Source organism: Plantactinospora sonchi (assembly GCF_036422035.1).
GTDB lineage: Bacteria > Actinomycetota > Actinomycetes > Mycobacteriales > Micromonosporaceae > Plantactinospora > Plantactinospora sonchi.
In genome coordinates, this window is sequence record NZ_JAZGQK010000033.1 from 84621 (window position 1) to 101294 (window position 16674).

Genomic DNA, 16674 nt, shown 5'->3' on the forward strand with positions numbered 1-16674 from the left:
CCGTGCTCGCTCATCGCCTCCGGAAGGTCATTCGTGACAGAACCCCGCCACATCGGCGCCGACGTACGCTCGCTCACCGACACCCTGATCGCCCACGCGCAGAACGCCGGCGGCCAGCTCACGTCGGCCGAGCTGGCGCGCACTGTCGAGTCTGCTGAGGTGACTCCGGCCCAGGCCAAGAAGATCCTGCGGGCGCTCTCGGACGCCGGGGTGACCGTGGTGGTCGACGGTTCGGCGAGCACCCGTCGTCGGGTCGCCGCCGCCCGTTCCGCCACTCCCGCGTCCCGGGCGACGACCGCCAAGGCGACGAAGAAGTCGGCACCGCCGGCGCCGAAGCAGGCGCCCGCCGCCGACGAGACCACCGGCGCGACGCGCAAGCCCGCCGCCCGTAAGCCCGCTCTCGCCGCCGACGGCGCCTCCCCGACCCCGGGTGCCAAGGCGCCCGCGAAGTCCGCCGAGGCGCCCGGCAAGGCCGCCGCGAAGGGCACCCGGGCCGCCAAGGCGACCGGCGCCCCGGGTGGCCCCGCCAAGGCCGCCAAGGCGACCGCCAAGAACAGCGACCCGGACGGCCCCGGTGACGGCGACATCGATCCCGAGGAACTCGCCGCCGAGATCGAGGACGTGGTTGTCGACGAGCCGGTCGAGTTGACCAAGGCCGCCGAGGCGGACGCGGCCGACGCGGCGACCGACAACGACTTCGAATGGGACGACGAGGAGTCGGAGGCACTCAAGCAGGCCCGGCGGGACGCCGAGCTGACCGCCTCCGCGGACTCGGTACGGGCCTACCTGAAGCAGATCGGCAAGGTTCCGCTGCTCAACGCCGAGCAGGAGGTCGAGCTCGCCAAGCGGATCGAGGCCGGGCTCTACGCCGCCGAGCGGCTGCGCGCCGCCGAGGAGGGCGAGGAGAAGCTCCCCCGCGAGATGGTCCGCGACCTGAGCTGGATCTCCCGGGACGGTGAGCGGGCCAAGAACCACCTGCTGGAGGCGAACCTGCGGCTGGTGGTCTCGCTGGCCAAGCGGTACACCGGGCGGGGCATGGCCTTCCTCGACCTGATCCAGGAGGGCAACCTCGGCCTGATCCGGGCGGTCGAGAAGTTCGACTACACCAAGGGCTACAAGTTCTCCACCTACGCCACCTGGTGGATCCGCCAGGCGATCACCCGCGCCATGGCCGACCAGGCCCGCACCATCCGCATCCCGGTGCACATGGTCGAAGTGATCAACAAACTCGGCCGGATCCAGCGTGAGCTGCTCCAGGACCTGGGCCGCGAGCCCACCCCGGAGGAGCTGGCCAAGGAGATGGACATCACACCGGAGAAGGTGCTGGAAATCCAGCAGTACGCCCGGGAACCGATCTCCCTCGACCAGACCATCGGTGACGAGGGCGACAGTCAGCTCGGCGACTTCATCGAGGACTCCGAGGCGGTCGTCGCGGTCGACGCGGTGTCGTTCTCGCTGCTCCAGGACCAGCTCCAGCAGGTCCTGCAGACCCTCTCCGAGCGTGAGGCGGGCGTGGTACGGCTGCGTTTCGGGCTCACCGACGGGCAGCCCCGGACCCTGGACGAAATCGGTCAGGTGTACGGCGTCACCCGCGAGCGGATCCGGCAGATCGAGTCGAAGACGATGTCGAAACTCCGGCACCCGTCGCGCTCGCAGGTCCTTCGGGATTATCTCGACTGATCCAAAAAGTCAACCAGTCGTGTCGGTTTGATCACCGGACGTATATCGACTCGTGGTAGTCGGTCGGTTTCCCACCGGTGATCGTTGACGTGGCACCCTGGTTGCACGGCACACTGTCTCTACCACGTGTGACATCGGTCCCCCGGGGGCACACTGGGAAGGCCACACCCCACAAGGGTGTTGCACGATAGGTGAGCAATGACCGACGAGAGTGTTCATCGGTGACGACCGCAGGAGGAAGGCGATGACCCCGACCCTCACGCCGCCGCCCGAGACGGTGGCTCCCCCAGCCGCCGATGAACGGTGCGACCGCTGTAACGCCGCCGGAAAGCTCCGGATCACCCTCGCGGGTGGGAGCGAACTGGTGTTCTGTGGGCATCACGCGAACAAGTACGCCGAGGATCTAGTCAAGATCACGGTGCGCTACGCGGTTGACCCGGAATTCAGCTGGCGTGGCGCCGATTTGATGGCGAACTAATCGATTCAGGACATAGTTGACCGGAGGTGCCCGTAACAGGGCACCTCCGGTCGTCTCTTCCCTGGATCGGCGCCCCGCCCGGCAAGCACCGTTCAGCCCGGCGCGTCCGGAAACGGACCGTTCAGCCCGTGCGCCGGAACCAACTCCTTCGACCGGTACGGTCTGCCCACCACCAGGCAGGCCCGCTGCGGATCGCGGGCGCCTCCGTCAGAGGCTCTGCACGGTGGCGATCCGCTCCTCAAGTTGTTCGATGGTGGCCTGGGCACTCGGTGGCCCCCCGCACCGGCGACGCAACTCCGCATGGATCTTGCCGTGCGGCAGTCCGGTCCGGTGGTGGTGCGCGGCGACCAGGGCATTGAGCTGACGTCGCAGCGTGACCCGACGTTCCGCCGCGCTGAGCGGCCGGGCGACCGGCTGCGGAGCCGCGACCACCTCGCCACCCGCCTGCCGGCGACGACGCTGCGCGGCCAACTGTTCCGCCTGTCGCTTGTTCAGCAGCGTGGCAACCTGGTCAGCGGTGAGCAGACCGGGCAGACCCAGATATTCCTCCTCCTCCGGGGTACCCGCCTGCGCGGCGGTGCCGAAGGAGGCCCCGTCGAAGATCACCTGGTCGAGTTCGGCGGTCGCGGAGAGCGCCTCGAACCGCTTCTCCAACTCCCCGCTCGCCTGCTCGGCACGCTGTGCCCGTTCGAGGAGGTCGTCGTCGAACCCCTCCCGGCGTTTCGGTTCGCCGAGTACGTGGTCCCGCTCGGCCTCCATCTCGCTGGCCAGCCCGAGCAGGTGCGGCACGCTGGGCAGGAAGACCGAGGCGGTCTCCCCCGGCCGGCGGGCCCGGACGAACCGGCCGATCGCCTGGGCGAAGAACAGCGGGGTGGAGGCGCTGGTCGCGTAGACCCCGACCGCCAGCCGAGGAATGTCGACCCCCTCGGACACCATCCGCACCGCGACCATCCAGCGCTGCTCCGAGACGGAGAACGCCGCGATGCGGTCCGAGGCCCCCTGATCGTCGGAAAGGACCACCACCGCCTTTTCGCCGGTCACCCGCTCGATCAGCCGGGCGTACGACCGGGCGGACTGCTGGTCGGTGGCGATCACCAGCCCGGCGGCGTCGGTCATCCCGCCGGCCCGTAGCACCTGCAGCCGGGCGTCCGCGGCCCTCAGGACCTGCGGCATCCAGTCCCCCGCCGGATCCAGCGCGGTACGCCACGCCTGGGCGATCAGGTCCTGGGTCATCGGCTCGCCCAGCCGGGCCGCGAGTTCGTCCCCGGCGCTGGTCCGCCACCGGGTCTCCCCGGAGTAGGCGAGGAAGATCACCGGCCGGACGACGCCGTCGGTGAGCGCGTCGGAGTAGCCGTACACGGAGTCGGCGCGGGACCGCAGCAGGCCCTCACCGCCCCGCTCGTACGTCACGAACGGGATCGGGTTGTCGTCGGACCGGAACGGCGTACCGGTCAGCATCAGGCGACGTACGGCGGGCTCGAAGGCCGCCTTGACGCCGTCCCCCCAGGACCGGGAGTCACCGGCGTGGTGAATCTCGTCCAGGATCACCAGGGTCCGACGGGTCATCGTCCGCCGACGGTGCACCTGGGGCGCCATGCCGACCTGGGCGTACGTGACGACCGCCCCGTGGAAGTCCGCCGACGAGTGCAGGTCGGCGTTCCGGAACGCGGCGTCGAGTTGGATGCCGATCCGGGCGGCCGCGCTGGCCCACTGGGTCTTCAGATGCTCGGTCGGGGCGACCACGGTCACCGCCTCGACGGTGCCGTCGGCGAGCAGTTCGGCGGCGATCCGCAGCGCGAAGGTGGTCTTGCCGGCGCCGGGTGTCGCCACCGCCAGGAAGTCCTCGGAGCGACGCCGCAGGTATTCCACCAACGCCTTGCGCTGCCACGCGCGCAGCGCCGGGAACGACTCGATGGTCGGCAGCCGGGCTCCCACGCAGAACACTCCCCTCCGACGACCGGAAATCCGACCCCCACACGGAAACGCCTCCGCGGCCGGAACGAGCGCGAAGGCCATATCAGCATAACCAGCCGACCCCCGGCGACCCAGGCGACACCAGCGGCACACACGTCACAGCGGCGACGTCCGCCGGGTCGGCGAGGACGTCGGCGCCCAGGGCAGCCGGGTCCGCCGAGCCAGCCCCACCCGGGCGACGTCAGCGGGACGGGCCGCTCCGGTCACTGGCGACCGGGGCGGACCAGCGGCGGCGCAGCGCCACCAGCCGGACGGCGAAGATCACCACGGCGGCGGTGACCAACGGACCGGGGCCGGCCAGACCGGTCCGGTCCAGCAGCACCACCGCGACCGCGCCGACCAGCGCCGCCACCGCGTAGATCTCCCGGCGCAACACCGCCGGGATCTCCCCGGTGAGCAGGTCACGGCCGAGGCCGCCGCCGATCCCGGCGAGCATGCCGACCAGGCAGGCCCCGACCGCCGGTACGCCGGCGGCGAGCGCGACGATCGTACCGGTGACGGTGAAGAGGGCCAGTCCGGCCGCGTCGAGCACCAGCACGGTGGTACGCAACCGGTTGAACTGCGGATGCAGCCAGAAGACCGCCGCGGAGCTGACCGCCGCCGTCGCCGCGTACCGCCAGTCGGCGAAGGCCAGCGGCGGTGTCTCGCCGATCACCAGATCGCGGAGGATCCCGCCGCCCAGTGCGGCGACGAAGCCGACGAAGGTCACCCCGAACAGATCGAGCCGCTTGGCCACCGCCGCCGAGGCGCCGGAAGCGGCGAAGACGGCGACTCCGAGCAGGTCGGCGAGGAGCAGGGCGGTCGATGCGGTCACCGGATGGAGGCTACGACGCGCGCGTCACGCCGGCCACCGGGGCGACTCCGGGCCCGGGTGGCGGGGAGGGGCGCCGCCGCTCCGGGCGGTGAGACCTGATCCCGTCGCGCGCCTGGTCGCCCCCGACCCGGGCCACGGTGACGGGCGGAGTTACTGCGGCGGATCCGGCTTCGGGTCGAAGAACCGCTTGTTGTCCTCGAAGATCTCCTTGCACTCCGGGCAGACCGGAAAGCGGCTCGGATCACGTGACGGGACCCACACCTTGCCGCAGAGCGCCTTGACCGGCGTGCCGAGCACGAGAGCCTCGGTCAGTTTGTCCTTGGCGGTGTAGTGCGCGAAACGCTCGTGGTCGCCGTGCTCGAGCGGACGCTCGACGGGCCGTTCGAGGATGCTGCCACTGCTCTGGGGGGCGACAGGTGTACTCACCCTTTCAGTCTTACAGGTCCACCGCCGGACGGTCCACCGCAACAGCCGGCCGGCGCCGCCCGCGTACGGTAGGCGACCGTGAACGACTTTCAGATCCGGTACGGCGCCGAGGCCGCCGAGGCACTGCGGGCGGGACGCCCGGTTGTCGCCTGTGAGAGCACCATCGTCTCGCACGGGCTGCCCCGCCCGGACAACCTGCGGGTGGCCCGGGAGATCGAGCAGGCGGTCCGGGACAACGGCGCGGTGCCGGCGACCATCGGCATGGTCGGCGGCGAGGTGGTCGTCGGCCTCGACGACGCCCAGTTGACCCGGTTGGCCAGCACGGACGGGGTGGCGAAGCTCTCCGTCCGGGATCTGGCGGTGGCCGCCGCGACCGGCGCGGACGGGGCGACCACGGTCGCCGCGACCAGCGCGTTGGCCGCCGCCGCCGGCATCCCGGTCTTCGCCACCGGCGGGCTCGGCGGGGTGCACCGGGAGGCGTCGCAGACCTTCGACGAGTCCGCCGACCTGACCACCCTCGCGCGTACCCCGATCGCGGTGGTCTGTGCGGGCGTCAAGTCGATCCTCGACGTCGGTGCGACCCTGGAACGGTTGGAGACGCTGGGTGTCGGGGTGGTCGGCTACCGTACCCGGCGATTCCCCGGGTTCTTCATCACCGACGGCGGATTCGACCTCGACTGGACGGTCGAGTCGCCGGAGCAGATCGCGGCCGTACTGGCGGCCCGGGCGGCGCACGGGGTGCAGCCCGGTGCCCTGGTCGTGGCCAACCCGCTCCCCGCCGACGAGCAGCTCGACCCGGCACTGCACGACCGGACCCTGGCCGACGGTCTGGCCCGACTGGCCGCCGACGGGATCACCGGCAAGGCCGTGACGCCGTTCCTGCTGGCGCACTTCCACTCCGCCACCGAGGGCGCCAGCCTGGCGGTGAACGTACGGATCATCCTGCGCAACGCGGCCCTCGCGGCGCGGATCGCGGTCGCCGCCGCCGAACGGACATGACGTCGCCGGCGCGGCGGCACCGGAGCACCTCGCCGCGGATCGTGGTGGTCGGCGACATCGTCACGGACGTGGTGGCGGTGCTCGCCGGCCCGCTGACGGCGGGCTCGGACACCCCGGCGGCGATCCGCTTCACCGGCGGCGGTCAGGCGGCCAACACCGCCGCCTGGCTGGCCTGGCGAGGCCACCCGGTGACCCTGGTCGGCGCGGTCGGCGTGGACCGGGAAGGCGAGGCCCGGCTCGCCGAGCTGGCCCGGCTGGGCGTGCACTGCCTGGTGCGTCGCTGCCCGGACACCCCGACCGGCACGGTGATCGTGCTCGCCCATGACGGGGAGCGGACCATGGTGACCGAACGGGGGGCCAACCTCCGGTTGACGCCCGAGCATGTGACGGCGGCGTTGGCCGAGGCGGCCGACGCGGGGCACCTGCACCTGTCGGCGTACCCGATGTTGGACGCCGCGTCGCGTCCGGCCGGGCTGCGCGCACTGGCCGTGGCGCGCGGGCGTGGGCTCACCACCAGCGTCGACGCGGCCTCCGCGGCGCCGTTGCGCCAGGTCGGTACGACGGCGTTCCTGAGCTGGGTACGTGGTGTGGACCTGCTGCTCGCCAACCTGGACGAGGCGGCGGTGCTGGCCGGACCCGGTTCACCGGCCGCCCGGGCCCGTGTGCTGACCGGGGTGGCCCGGCACGGGGTGGTGAAGAACGGCGCCGCCGGGTCGGTCTGGGCCGAGCGGAACGGGGTGGTGGTCGAGTCGGCGGCCCGCCGGGTGCCGGTCCGAGACGTGACCGGGGCCGGGGACGCGTTCGCCGCCGGCCTGCTGTCGGCCTGGGTGGCCGGGGCGGGTCCGGCCGAGGCGCTGCGTCACGCCGCCGAGTTGGGCGCGGTGGCGGTCTCGGTGGTCGGCGCCCGTCCGGTGCCCGGCGGAGCCTGACCGGTCAGCCGGTCACACCGGCCCACGTCGGTCGTCGCGTCGGGCGCGACGGCCCTCCGTCATTCCGTCTCGCGTCGCGCCGCGTCGATGAGCCGGTCGAACGTCTCCACCAGTACGGCGCGTCGCGCCGCCCGGTGCTCGGCGGAGGACACCAGTTCGTCGATCGTCTCGTCCCAGACCGCCAGGTACTGCCGCTTCCACCCGGTCGCGACCTCCGGGGTGGGCAGCATGACACCCACGTACGACAGTTCGGCGAGCCGGTACAGGAGTTCGACGTTGCATGGCACCGCCACCCCCCAGTACTCGTCCGGCTCGATCTCCTCGGGATCGCCCGACATCGCCTCGGTGATCTCCTTGAGCAGCCGGCCGGTGATCATCGAGAGATGGTCCGCCGCGGTGTCGTTGTCGAAGTTCCGGTTACCCCAGGCACCCACGGCTGCTCTCCCTCACCCGGTTCCCGCCCCGGCCGGGCGACCGGAAGCCGGGAACTGATCATCGACCGGTGAGACTACCTGTCGTCCGGCCTGTTGATCGTCCCCGTACGACGGCGGAGACGGCGGTCGGTCAGGGCTCGGCGTCGATGACCCGGTGCGGGCGTTCCTCGGCGGAGAGCGCGCGGGGCGGGGTCTCGTCGACGTGCCGGCGGCGCAGCCGGGTGGCCAGCCGGTGCTCCTCCTTCGGTGGCCGGTCGTTGGCGAGCAGCACCGCCAGCCACGGGATCAGGACCATGCCGAGGACGCAGAGCGGCAGCCAGAGCCAGAGCAGTGGCGCCTTCGCGCCGACCAGGATGGCGCCGGCGATGATGCAGACCGCCCGGATGCCCATCATCACGATGTACCGGCGTTGGCGGCTGCGCAGCTGGTCGTCCTGGCTACGCGAGGCGTCGGTGATCAGGATCGGCTGGTACGCCTGATGCTTCACCACGGCCCTCCCCGGGTTGCTGGGCACCCGTCCGTGGAGGCGGTTCCGTCCCCGGATGCCACGACCCATCCTTGCACTCCGCGTCGGCGCGGCGACGGGCAGCCGCTGAAGCGGATTCTTCCCCTCCACCCGCGTGTTACGCCCGTGGTACGCTCCCCCACGTGGGCAGTAGGTTCAGCTTCACCGACGAGGCACTGGGAAACCTGCGGGTCCATGACGTCACCCCGGGCGAGGTGTGGGAGGCGCTGCACAGCACGCGCCGCGTCATCCGGCACCTCGGCGACGACGTGATGGTCGTCTACGCGACCGCACGGAAGGGGCGACGACTGGCGATCCTGCTCGCCGAAGCCGATCAGGATGACAACGACTGGGACGTCCTCTCCGCGCGTGACCTCACCGACATCGAGTCCAAGCGCTACGAGGAGACGCTCCAGGGGCGACGACGATGAGTCCGCCGACGCCGGGCGGGTGCGGAAGCCCCATCAGAACCCCCGTACCGGGCACGACGATGAGGAGGAGGCGCTGACCATGAACCGACACGACGCGACGAAGCGGTTCCACTCCGGCGACGAGCAGGTCGCGGATCTGATCGACGACGCGCCACCTGTCGAGCTGCCCACCCCGGACACCGACGTCCCGATGGTCAGCCGGTCGGTACGGCTTCCACTGGACACCTACGAACGGGTGCGTGCGGCGGCCGATGCCCGGGGCATCGGGGTCACCACCCTGATGCGGCAGTGGATCGACGCGGGACTGGCCGACCTCGACGACTCGGCGACCGTCTCGCTCGCCGACGTACGCCGGGCGCTGGCCGCGCTCGCCGCCCGCCCGACCGCCGCCTGAGCCGGGTGCGCGCAGGCCCTCCCGCGCCGCCCGACACGGTGGCGCGGGCCGGGGCTGGGTCAACCACTCGACCGGTCAGCCCGGGGGTGCCGGCTGCTCCGGGGCCCGACCGTGTGAGCGCCACAGATCGGCCAGGGCGACCCCGGACAGTACGACGGCGGCGGTGCCGGCCACCGCCAGCGGCGGCAGGTGGAACATCGCGGGCACCACGGCGCCCAACCCGAGCAGGCCGGCAACCCGGGACCGGGAGATCCGGGCGAAGGTCAGGAATTCGAACCCGGCCCGTCCGGCCAGGAACAGGGCCGGACCGCCGAGGATGGCGAGCAGCCAGACCGGCATGGTCGTGCCGACCGGCTCCGCGATGAACAACTCGTAGCCGGCACCGGTGAGCACGATGCCGGCGATCATGACCAGGTGGCTGTAGCCCGCGGCCTGGCCGAGCCGGGCCGGGTGCCGTGCCCGGGTGATGGCCAGCGGCAGCACGTCACCGGCCCGATGGAAGTAGATGCGCCAGAGCAGCACGGTGGTGAGCAGCGCCAGTCCGAATCCGGCGGTCCGGGCGGGGGTGAAGTTGCCACCGCCGCCGCTGAACGTGATGCCGATGACGAAGATCGACTCGCCGAGTGCGATCAGCAGGAACTGCTGGTACCGCTCGGCGAGGTGCTCGCCGGCGATGACCTGGCCGGCGTACCGGGAGCGGCCCAGTCGGGGAACCGGCCAGCCGGACGCCGTGCCGAGGTAGTCCAGCGTCAGCGCCAGACTCCACAGCACACTCCGCCGCACGCGGTCGTTGGTCACGGCGCCGAGGATCCAGAGCACGGCGGTCAGCCCGGACCAGAGGAGCAGCCGTACGTGGGCGTGCGGGCTGGTCGGATCGGGATTGCCGTGGGCGCCGACGGTGGCGACCAGGGTACGACCGAACTGCACCGCAACGTACGCGCCGGCGAAGGCGACCGCCTGCGAGCCGAAGCCCCGGGGCAACGCCACCGCCATCACCATGCTGCCGACCATCGTCAGGATGACCAGCATCTGCACGGTCGGCACGGCGGGCTCGGCCCGGCTGGTTATCCAGGCCGTCGTCGCCCAGATGTGCCAGAGCGCGAGAAAGAGCAGCAGCGTCTGACCGCCCTCGGAGAACAGGATCCGCTGCTCCGTGGTGAAGTCCAGGATCAACCGCTCAGAGACCCGGGTGAGCGCGAAGACAAAAACGAGGTCCAGGAAGAGTTCCAGGAACGTCGCCCGCTGTGAACTGGCCTCCCCGCGCAGAAGCCGGTACGTCGGTCTCTCAGCCATCGGCCGCCGACCCGGCGCCACCCGCGACCGGCGACGGAGGTACGCCGCCGTCCGCCGTACCGACCACAGCGCCCCCTGCCCCCGTTGAATGCCGACGATCTCCACACTCAACGAGTCAGTACCGCCACCGGGCGCTGCCCGGGAGCGTCGGGCCGGCGCCGGGCGCCGCCCCTCAGCCTGCCGAGGCGGCCTTGGCGGCGGCCTTCACCTGCTGCTTGTGTTCGCGTACCCGGAGCAACGACGCCTCGTCGGTGACGTCGGCGACCGAGTGGAAGATGCCGTCCGCCCCGTACGTCCCGGCCGCCTCCCGCCAGCCGGGCGGCTGGACACCGAACCGCTTGCCGAGCAGCGCGAGGAAGATCTGCGCCTTCTGCCGACCGAAGCCGGGCAGTCCGGTGAGCCGGTCGAGCAGGTCGGCGCCGTTCTCCGCCTCGGACCAGAGTCGGCTCGGGTCACCGTCGTAACGGTCGACGAGGGTACGGCACACCTCCTGCACCCGGGCCGCCATCGCCTTCGGGAACCGGTGCAGGGCGGGCCGCTCGGCGAAGATCGCGGTGAGCGCCTCCGGGTCGTAGCCGGCCAGTTCGACCGCGTCCGGTTCGTGGCCGAGCCGTCGCGCCAACTCGTACGGGCCGGCGAAAGCCTTCTCCATCGAGACCTGTTGGTCGAGCACCATGCCGACCAGCAGTGCCAGCGGGTCACGCCGGAGCAGTTCGTTGGCTTCGGCGGCGATGGGCAGTGACAGCGTCATGGCGACATGCTGTCACCACCCTCACCGGTCGGTACCGGGAACCCGCCCGGGCCTGGCGAGAACGCGCACTTCGCGACGCGGAGAACCCGGAGAAGGCGGGATCGGGGTGTAGTGAACCGGTCGGCACGGGCGCCGGGTCGGCACCCACCGGTCATCAGCACCGGCCGCGCGCACCGTCACCGTGTGTTGCTTCCGTGGGTACCCTGGTACCGCGGATCCAGAGCCGAGATGGCGGCGGAAGCGGTCAGCGACCGCCCGACTCCGACAGCGGATCACCTCTCTCCGGGATGGAGCAGAAATGATCGTCGTGACCACTATCGCCGCCCTGGTCGCCGTCGTGGCAGTCGGCCTGCTGGCGCTGTTCCGCCGACCCGCCGACCCGCAACGTCTGATGCGCTGGGCGGCACTGGCCATCACCGTCCTGGTGGCCGCCGCGCTGACGCCGTTGACCGTACGGGACTCCGGGGCGGCGGCGTCCTTCCTGCTCGGCGTACCGGTGATCGCCGCCGCGCTTCCGGTGCTCGCCCAGCGCCTCGGCGGGCGGGCGGCGCTCGTCGACCTGGGGGCGGCCGCGGTCATCGGCATCTGGGGTCTGCTGCTGGCGCTGGGCGGACTCGGCGTCGCCTTCCTGCCGTCAACTCTGCCGTTGCTGGTCAGTGCCACCCTGGGCCTGACACCCCGTCCGTCGTCCGCCGGCTGATCCGCCAGCGGCCGGGGCACCCGCGGCGGAACGCGCTGCCCCGGTCACCAATCCACGGTGACCGCCTCGATCGCCACCACACGGCCGGCCGCGTGGCTGGGCCGACCGAGACTTCCACGGCACGACGACGGTCGATGTTGCCGGACCCGGGCGTGCCGTGTTGGAATGGCTCATATCGCCGCAGTGCGGGGGCAACCACACTGGGAACGGCCACCACCGGGAGCAACCACCGGCCTGATCGGTGCGCCCGTCGATCGGCACAGCCGCCGATCAACGCCGCCCACTGATCAGCACAGTACGCGGACGAGCCGCGGCATCTCCGTCCCTGGCCGGCGGTCCACACGACGGCACACCCTCCGGGCAGCAGCAGCCGGACGCGGATGGACGCGTCCGGACCGACGTACTGACCAGACCGGCGAGGTGAGGCACGATCATGTTTTCCCGTAGCAGTTTCGCGGGGTGGTACCGCAACCGCTTCGTGTGGGTGGGTGTCATCCTGCTGGCGGCGTCCGCCACCGCGGTCGTACTGGTCAACACGGCCGGTTCGGAGGCTCGCCCGGCGGACCTGAAGGCCCAGCTCACCAGTCGGATACGCGGCGTCCTCGAACAGGCCGACGCGAGCGCGCACCAGCACCAGGGCCACCACGCGGCGAACAACCAGCAGGCGGCGGGCGGAAAGGTGCCGGTGGTCTGCGGGGTCAACGTGTACGGCTTCGAGCCGCCCACCGCCGCCGCCCTCACCGAGGTCAAGACGGTGTACGCGTTCCACCTGTGCGGCGTCGCCGAGCAGAACCGCCCGTGGGACTGGGCGGTCAAACTGGCCGGCCCAGTGATCATGGACATGTCGACCGACCCGCCCGGCATCCAGGTCGTCGAGGCGACCGCCGAGGTCCGGTTCGTCGACCGGCTCCGGGAGATGTTCCCCGAGAAGTACGAGGAACAGGCGCTCAAGGAGGCCCTCCCCGAGTCGGAGATGGCGGACCTGCGGCGTCGGTACGACTCAGCGGCCGGACTGTGACCCTGGAACACGCCGTGGCGTCCCGACCCCGGTGGGGCGTACACCGGGCCGGTGGCGAGCCGGGCTGCCGCACACCCGGCGGATAGACTCGCGGGCGGCTCCGGCAGCCGTCGGGGACCAGGAACCACGGTCGGCCGCGCCACGACCCGAGGCGCCACGACCCGAGGCGGTCTCGGCTCCGAGGCGGCGTCCCCGGGTCGGTACCACCCCCGGGCGGTACGGCCGCGGCCGTACCAGAGTGGAGGTCAACCCGTGACCACGTCGCGCCGACCCGACCTGGCCGAGCGGCTGGACCTGGCGCCCCACCCGGAAGGTGGCTGGTTCCGGGAGACCTGGCGCTCGACGCGGACCTTCACCCCGGCCGGGTACCCCGGACCCCGCAGCGCGGCGACCGCGATCTACTTCCTGCTGCAACCGGGCGAGCGGTCCCGCTGGCACGTGGTCCGCTCGGACGAGCTGTGGCTGTGGCATTCCGGCGGGCCGCTCCGGCTGTGCCTGGCGGGTGCGGCCGAGACGCCCGACCCGAGGCCGGAAGAGATCCTGCTCGGCACGGACCTGGCCGCCGGAGAGCAGCCTCAGGTACTGATCCCGGGCGGCGTGTGGCAGGCGGCCGAGCCCGCCGGCGACCAGCCCGTGCTGGTCAGCTGTGTTGTCGCACCCGGCTTCGACTTCGCCGACTTCCGACTCGACTGAGCGGCGCACCACCGCGCCCGTCACGGCCGGGCCGCGCCCACCGGCGGGTTGTCACGGGGCAGGTCACCCGCGGCGGCCGGCCGTGCCGCCGGGTCCGTTTCCCGGCCCTTCCCGACCCTTCCCGGCTCCGTCGAAGGTCACGCCGAGTGGTGTCCCGTCCCGGCATGCCGGGCATCTCCGACGAGCGACCACATCGACGTCCACCTATTGATAACTCGACCGAGCCATGCTGCAATGGTTCATATCCCCGCAGTACGGGGGCAAACGTGCTGCGTCAACAGCGGGATCCGGGCCTGATTCCGACACACCGGTCGCCGGGACGCCACCATCACGTCCCGCGCGCCCCACCGGCACCTACCCGACCGCCGCCGCCAGAAACCCCCGGCCGTGGTCGTACAGAAGGGACCCCTCGTGAAACTGCTGCGCAAACTGACGGTCGTCGGCGTGGCCGCCGTACTGACCGCCGGACTCCTCACCGTGATCTCGCCGAACGCCGCGTCCGCGCACGGCGCGCTGATGCTGCCGGCCAGCCGGACGTACGCCTGCTACATCGACGGGCTGACCCCGCAGGGCAACATCGTCAACAAGAACGCGGGCTGCGTCGCCGCGGCCAACATCAGCGGCGTCAGCCCGCTCTACAACTGGTTCAGCGTGCTGCGCTCGGACGGCGCCGGCCGCACCCGGGGCTTCATCCCGGACGGACAGCTGTGCAGCGGCGGCAACTCCACGTTCCGGGGCTGGGACCTGGCCCGGAACGACTTCCCGAAGGCCCGGGTCAGCTCGGGCGCGAACGTCGAGTTCCGGTACAGCAACTGGGCGGCCCACCCCGGCCGGTTCGACCTGTACGTCACCCGCGACAGTTGGAGCCCCACCCGCGCGCTGAGCTGGAACGACCTTGAGAGCACGCCGTTCTCCTCGGTCACCAACCCGCCGCAGCGAGGCAGCGTGGGCAGCAACGACGGTCACTACTACTGGAGCGGCCGGCTGCCCTCCGGCAAGAGCGGCCACCACATCATCTACTCGGTGTGGACCCGATCCGACAGCCAGGAGACCTTCTACGGCTGCTCGGACGTGACCTTCTGACGCCTCGCGGCACCTGACGGACAGCCCGTTGTCCGGCCGGAACCCTGCACCGGGTTCCGGCCGGACGAGCCGTTCGGGTCGGCCGGAAGACCGCTTGCCGGCCCGTCCCGGGGGTTGCGGGCGGGCCCGCCGGTGGCGCCGGGCAGGATGGACGCCGTGGACGGAGACGACATGCTGCTGTCCCCCGCCGGGGTGGACCAGCTCCGAGAGGCGCTCACCAGCGCGGGGTACACGTCGGGCGGCATCGCCGAACGGATCGGCCCGCAGGCGACGAACGGCCTGGCCCGCAACGACTACCGGGCGGCCCTGCGGGCCACCGAGGATCGGGACCGGCTCGGCACGCTGATCCGGCTCTTCGTCTGCGCCCAGACCGAGTCGGAGCCGGCGGTACGGGCCGCGCTCGCGCCACTGCCGCTGGCCGAGGCGCTCGCCGCCGGGCTGGTCGAGCCGTACGGCGACGGGCTGCGTCAGGGAGTCGACCTGGAGCCGTACGGGGACTCCTGGTGGGTGCTCTCCGACGTACCGGCGACTGCCCGACCCGGCCAGCCGCTGGCGCCGGACCACGTACTCGGGATCGGCGGGGCCACCACGACGCTGGTGGGTGCGACGGTCCGACGTCCCGTCGACACCGCGCTGGACCTCGGCACCGGCAGCGGCGTGCAGGCGCTGCACCTGACCGGCCACGCCCGATCCGTCACCGCGACCGACGTCTCCGCGCGCTCGCTGCGTTTCGCGGCGACCACGGCGGCACTGAACGGACACCACTGGGAACTGCTCCGGGGCGACCTGGTCGCTCCGGTGGCCGGTCGCCGGTTCGACCTGGTGGTGAGCAACCCGCCGTTCGTCGTCGGCCCCGGTACGACCACGCACAGCTACCGGGACTCGGGCCGGGTCGGCGACGGCGTCGCCGCGGAACTGGCCGCCGCCGCGCCGGGTCTGCTCACCGAGGGCGGCACCATGCAGTACCTGGCCAACTGGCTGCACGTGACCGGCGAGGACTGGGGCGAGCGGGTGGCGGGCTGGTTCGCCGGCACCGGCCTGGACGCCTGGGTCATCCAGCGTGAGGTGGCCGACCCGATGGCGTACGTCAACCTGTGGCTCTCCGACGCGAGCGAGGCGGCCGACCCGCAGCGGGCGGCGGCCTGGCTGGACTGGTTCGACGCGCAGAAGGTGGAGGCGGTCGGCTTCGGGCTGGTCAGCCTGCGCCGGGCCGGGCACGACGATCCGGTGGTCCGGGTCGAGGACCTGCGCCAGCAGGTGCCGTCGCCGCTGGGTGAACAGATCGCCGCCTGGTTCGACCGGCAGGACTGGTTGCGGGCCCGGGGCGACGCGGGGCTGTTGACCACCCGCTTCCGGGCGGCGGACGGGCTGCAGCTGCGCCAGGAGGCGACCATGGGCGACGACGACTGGGTGGTGGACCGGCAGGTGCTCGCCATGTCGCACGGGCTGCGCTGGACCGAGGAGGTCGACCCGCTGGTGCTCGCCCTGGTCAGTGGCGCCAACGGCCAGGTGCCGCTCCGTGAGCAGCTCGCGGTGCTGGCGCTCGCCCACGACGTACCCGCGGAGGATCTCGCCGACGTGGCCGGCCCGATCATCGGCCACCTGGTCGAGCGGGGCTTCCTCGAGCCCGTGGCGGGCTGACCGCCGTGCGCGCGGTGGTGCAGACGGTCAGCCGGGCCAGCGTGACGGTGGACGGCGCGGTCGTCGGGACGATCTCCGACGGCCTGCTGGTGCTGCTCGGGGTGACCCACTCCGACACCGCCGTCACCGCGGCGACGATGGCTCGCAAGGTGCACGAGCTGCGGATCCTGGACGACGACCGGTCGGCCGCGGAGACCGGGGCGCCGATCCTGCTGGTCAGTCAGTTCACCCTGTACGGCGACGCCCGCAAGGGGCGCCGACCGAGCTGGACCGCGGCCGCCCCGGCCGAGGTGGCCGAGCCGTTGGTGACCGCGGTCGTCGAGGCGCTACGCGACCGTGGCGCCAAGGTGGAGACCGGCCGGTTCCGGGCACAGATGCTGGTCGAGAGCGTGAACGTCGGTCCGCGTACGGTGCTGCTCGACCTCTGACCG

18 protein-coding genes and 1 pseudogene are annotated in these 16674 nt (G+C 72.0%); 12 read left to right on the forward strand and 7 right to left on the reverse strand.

Features of this window, described 5'->3' with window-relative positions; translation table 11 throughout:
• The first annotated feature begins 33 nt into the window (after positions 1-33).
• Positions 34-1680, forward strand: coding sequence for an RNA polymerase sigma factor (locus V1633_RS31300; RefSeq protein WP_331217909.1), 1647 nt, complete (start codon positions 34-36; stop codon positions 1678-1680).
• A gap of 244 nt (positions 1681-1924) precedes the next feature.
• The gene (locus V1633_RS31305; protein WP_101371992.1) at positions 1925-2158 is read left to right on the forward strand and encodes a DUF7455 domain-containing protein; all 234 of its coding nucleotides are present in this window, start codon (positions 1925-1927) and stop codon (positions 2156-2158) included.
• A 207-nt stretch (positions 2159-2365) separates the two neighbouring features.
• Here V1633_RS31305 and V1633_RS31310 read toward each other — a convergent pair whose 3' ends face one another.
• The 3 genes from V1633_RS31310 to V1633_RS31320 all read right to left on the reverse strand — a co-directional run bounded on the left by V1633_RS31310 (position 2366) and on the right by V1633_RS31320 (position 5372).
• A complete protein-coding gene (locus V1633_RS31310) occupies positions 2366-4093 on the reverse strand; it encodes a DEAD/DEAH box helicase (protein WP_331217910.1) in 1728 nt (575 codons plus the stop codon).
• 220 nt (positions 4094-4313) lie between these two features.
• Positions 4314-4946, reverse strand: coding sequence for a trimeric intracellular cation channel family protein (locus tag V1633_RS31315; RefSeq protein ID WP_331217911.1), 633 nt, complete (start codon positions 4944-4946; stop codon positions 4314-4316).
• A gap of 150 nt (positions 4947-5096) precedes the next feature.
• The gene (locus tag V1633_RS31320) at positions 5097-5372 is read right to left on the reverse strand and encodes a DUF3039 domain-containing protein (RefSeq protein WP_331217912.1); all 276 of its coding nucleotides are present in this window, start codon (positions 5370-5372) and stop codon (positions 5097-5099) included.
• A 78-nt stretch (positions 5373-5450) separates the two neighbouring features.
• Here V1633_RS31320 and V1633_RS31325 point away from each other — a divergent pair, with 78 nt between their 5' ends.
• A complete protein-coding gene (locus V1633_RS31325) occupies positions 5451-6371 on the forward strand; it encodes a pseudouridine-5'-phosphate glycosidase (protein ID WP_331217913.1) in 921 nt (306 codons plus the stop codon).
• Complete coding sequence (locus V1633_RS31330) at positions 6368-7300, forward strand: carbohydrate kinase family protein (protein WP_331217914.1); 933 nt, start codon at positions 6368-6370, stop codon at positions 7298-7300. Before V1633_RS31325 ends, V1633_RS31330 begins: the two co-directional genes overlap by 4 nt.
• Before the next feature lie 59 nt (positions 7301-7359).
• Here the strand turns inward: V1633_RS31330 and V1633_RS31335 are convergent, their stop codons facing one another.
• Together V1633_RS31335 and V1633_RS31340 are read right to left on the reverse strand one after the other, a co-directional pair.
• Entirely contained in the window at positions 7360-7734 is a 375-nt protein-coding gene (locus tag V1633_RS31335; RefSeq protein ID WP_331217915.1) for a DUF4259 domain-containing protein, read from the reverse strand.
• Positions 7735-7864: 130 nt separating this feature from the next.
• Complete coding sequence (locus V1633_RS31340) at positions 7865-8221, reverse strand: DUF3099 domain-containing protein (protein WP_331217970.1); 357 nt, start codon at positions 8219-8221, stop codon at positions 7865-7867.
• 161 nt (positions 8222-8382) lie between these two features.
• On the opposite strand from V1633_RS31340, the gene V1633_RS31345 reads away from it, so the two are divergent.
• Both V1633_RS31345 and V1633_RS31350 read left to right on the forward strand, forming a co-directional pair.
• Positions 8383-8670 carry a hypothetical protein gene (locus V1633_RS31345; protein WP_331217916.1) on the forward strand — a complete coding sequence of 96 codons (288 nt, stop codon included), beginning with the start codon at positions 8383-8385 and terminating at the stop codon, positions 8668-8670.
• Between the two features lie 19 nt (positions 8671-8689).
• On the forward strand, positions 8690-9064 hold the full coding sequence (locus tag V1633_RS31350) for a hypothetical protein (protein ID WP_331217917.1): 375 nt from the start codon (positions 8690-8692) through the stop codon (positions 9062-9064).
• Positions 9065-9139: 75 nt separating this feature from the next.
• On the opposite strand, the gene V1633_RS31355 is transcribed toward V1633_RS31350, so the two are convergent.
• Entirely contained in the window at positions 9140-10357 is a 1218-nt protein-coding gene (locus V1633_RS31355; RefSeq protein WP_331217918.1) for a low temperature requirement protein A, read from the reverse strand.
• Positions 10358-10529: 172 nt separating this feature from the next.
• On the reverse strand, positions 10530-11108 hold the full coding sequence (locus V1633_RS31360; protein ID WP_331217919.1) for an HhH-GPD-type base excision DNA repair protein: 579 nt from the start codon (positions 11106-11108) through the stop codon (positions 10530-10532).
• 298 nt (positions 11109-11406) lie between these two features.
• On the opposite strand from V1633_RS31360, the gene V1633_RS31365 reads away from it, so the two are divergent.
• The 6 genes and pseudogenes from V1633_RS31365 (at position 11407) to dtd (ending at position 16671) form a co-directional block, all read left to right on the forward strand.
• The gene (locus V1633_RS31365; protein WP_331217920.1) at positions 11407-11808 is read left to right on the forward strand and encodes a hypothetical protein; all 402 of its coding nucleotides are present in this window, start codon (positions 11407-11409) and stop codon (positions 11806-11808) included.
• Positions 11809-12241: 433 nt separating this feature from the next.
• Positions 12242-12826 carry a hypothetical protein gene (locus V1633_RS31370; protein ID WP_331217921.1) on the forward strand — a complete coding sequence of 195 codons (585 nt, stop codon included), beginning with the start codon at positions 12242-12244 and terminating at the stop codon, positions 12824-12826.
• A 252-nt stretch (positions 12827-13078) separates the two neighbouring features.
• A complete protein-coding gene (locus V1633_RS31375; RefSeq protein WP_331217922.1) occupies positions 13079-13519 on the forward strand; it encodes a cupin domain-containing protein in 441 nt (146 codons plus the stop codon).
• Between the two features lie 429 nt (positions 13520-13948).
• Positions 13949-14599: pseudogene (locus tag V1633_RS31380) on the forward strand (lytic polysaccharide monooxygenase auxiliary activity family 9 protein); the annotation flags it as partial.
• A gap of 159 nt (positions 14600-14758) precedes the next feature.
• Positions 14759-16243 (forward strand): DUF7782 domain-containing protein, encoded by a 1485-nt coding sequence (locus tag V1633_RS31385; RefSeq protein WP_331217923.1) that lies wholly within the window; start codon positions 14759-14761, stop codon positions 16241-16243.
• 5 nt (positions 16244-16248) lie between these two features.
• Complete coding sequence (dtd, locus tag V1633_RS31390) at positions 16249-16671, forward strand: D-aminoacyl-tRNA deacylase (protein WP_331217924.1); 423 nt, start codon at positions 16249-16251, stop codon at positions 16669-16671.
• The last annotated feature ends 3 nt before the right edge of the window (positions 16672-16674 follow it).

Bases quoted from the DNA above. Each gene is read 5' to 3' on its own strand.
- V1633_RS31305 (WP_101371992.1), top strand. From the start codon at position 1,925: ATGACCCCGACCCTCACGCCGCCGCCCGAGACGGTGGCTCCCCCAGCC.
- V1633_RS31330 (WP_331217914.1), top strand. From the start codon at position 6,368: ATGACGTCGCCGGCGCGGCGGCACCGGAGCACCTCGCCGCGGATCGTG.
- V1633_RS31355 (WP_331217918.1), bottom strand. From the start codon at position 10,357: ATGGCTGAGAGACCGACGTACCGGCTTCTGCGCGGGGAGGCCAGTTCA.
- V1633_RS31360 (WP_331217919.1), bottom strand. From the start codon at position 11,108: ATGACGCTGTCACTGCCCATCGCCGCCGAAGCCAACGAACTGCTCCGG.
- V1633_RS31365 (WP_331217920.1), top strand. From the start codon at position 11,407: ATGATCGTCGTGACCACTATCGCCGCCCTGGTCGCCGTCGTGGCAGTC.
- V1633_RS31370 (WP_331217921.1), top strand. From the start codon at position 12,242: ATGTTTTCCCGTAGCAGTTTCGCGGGGTGGTACCGCAACCGCTTCGTG.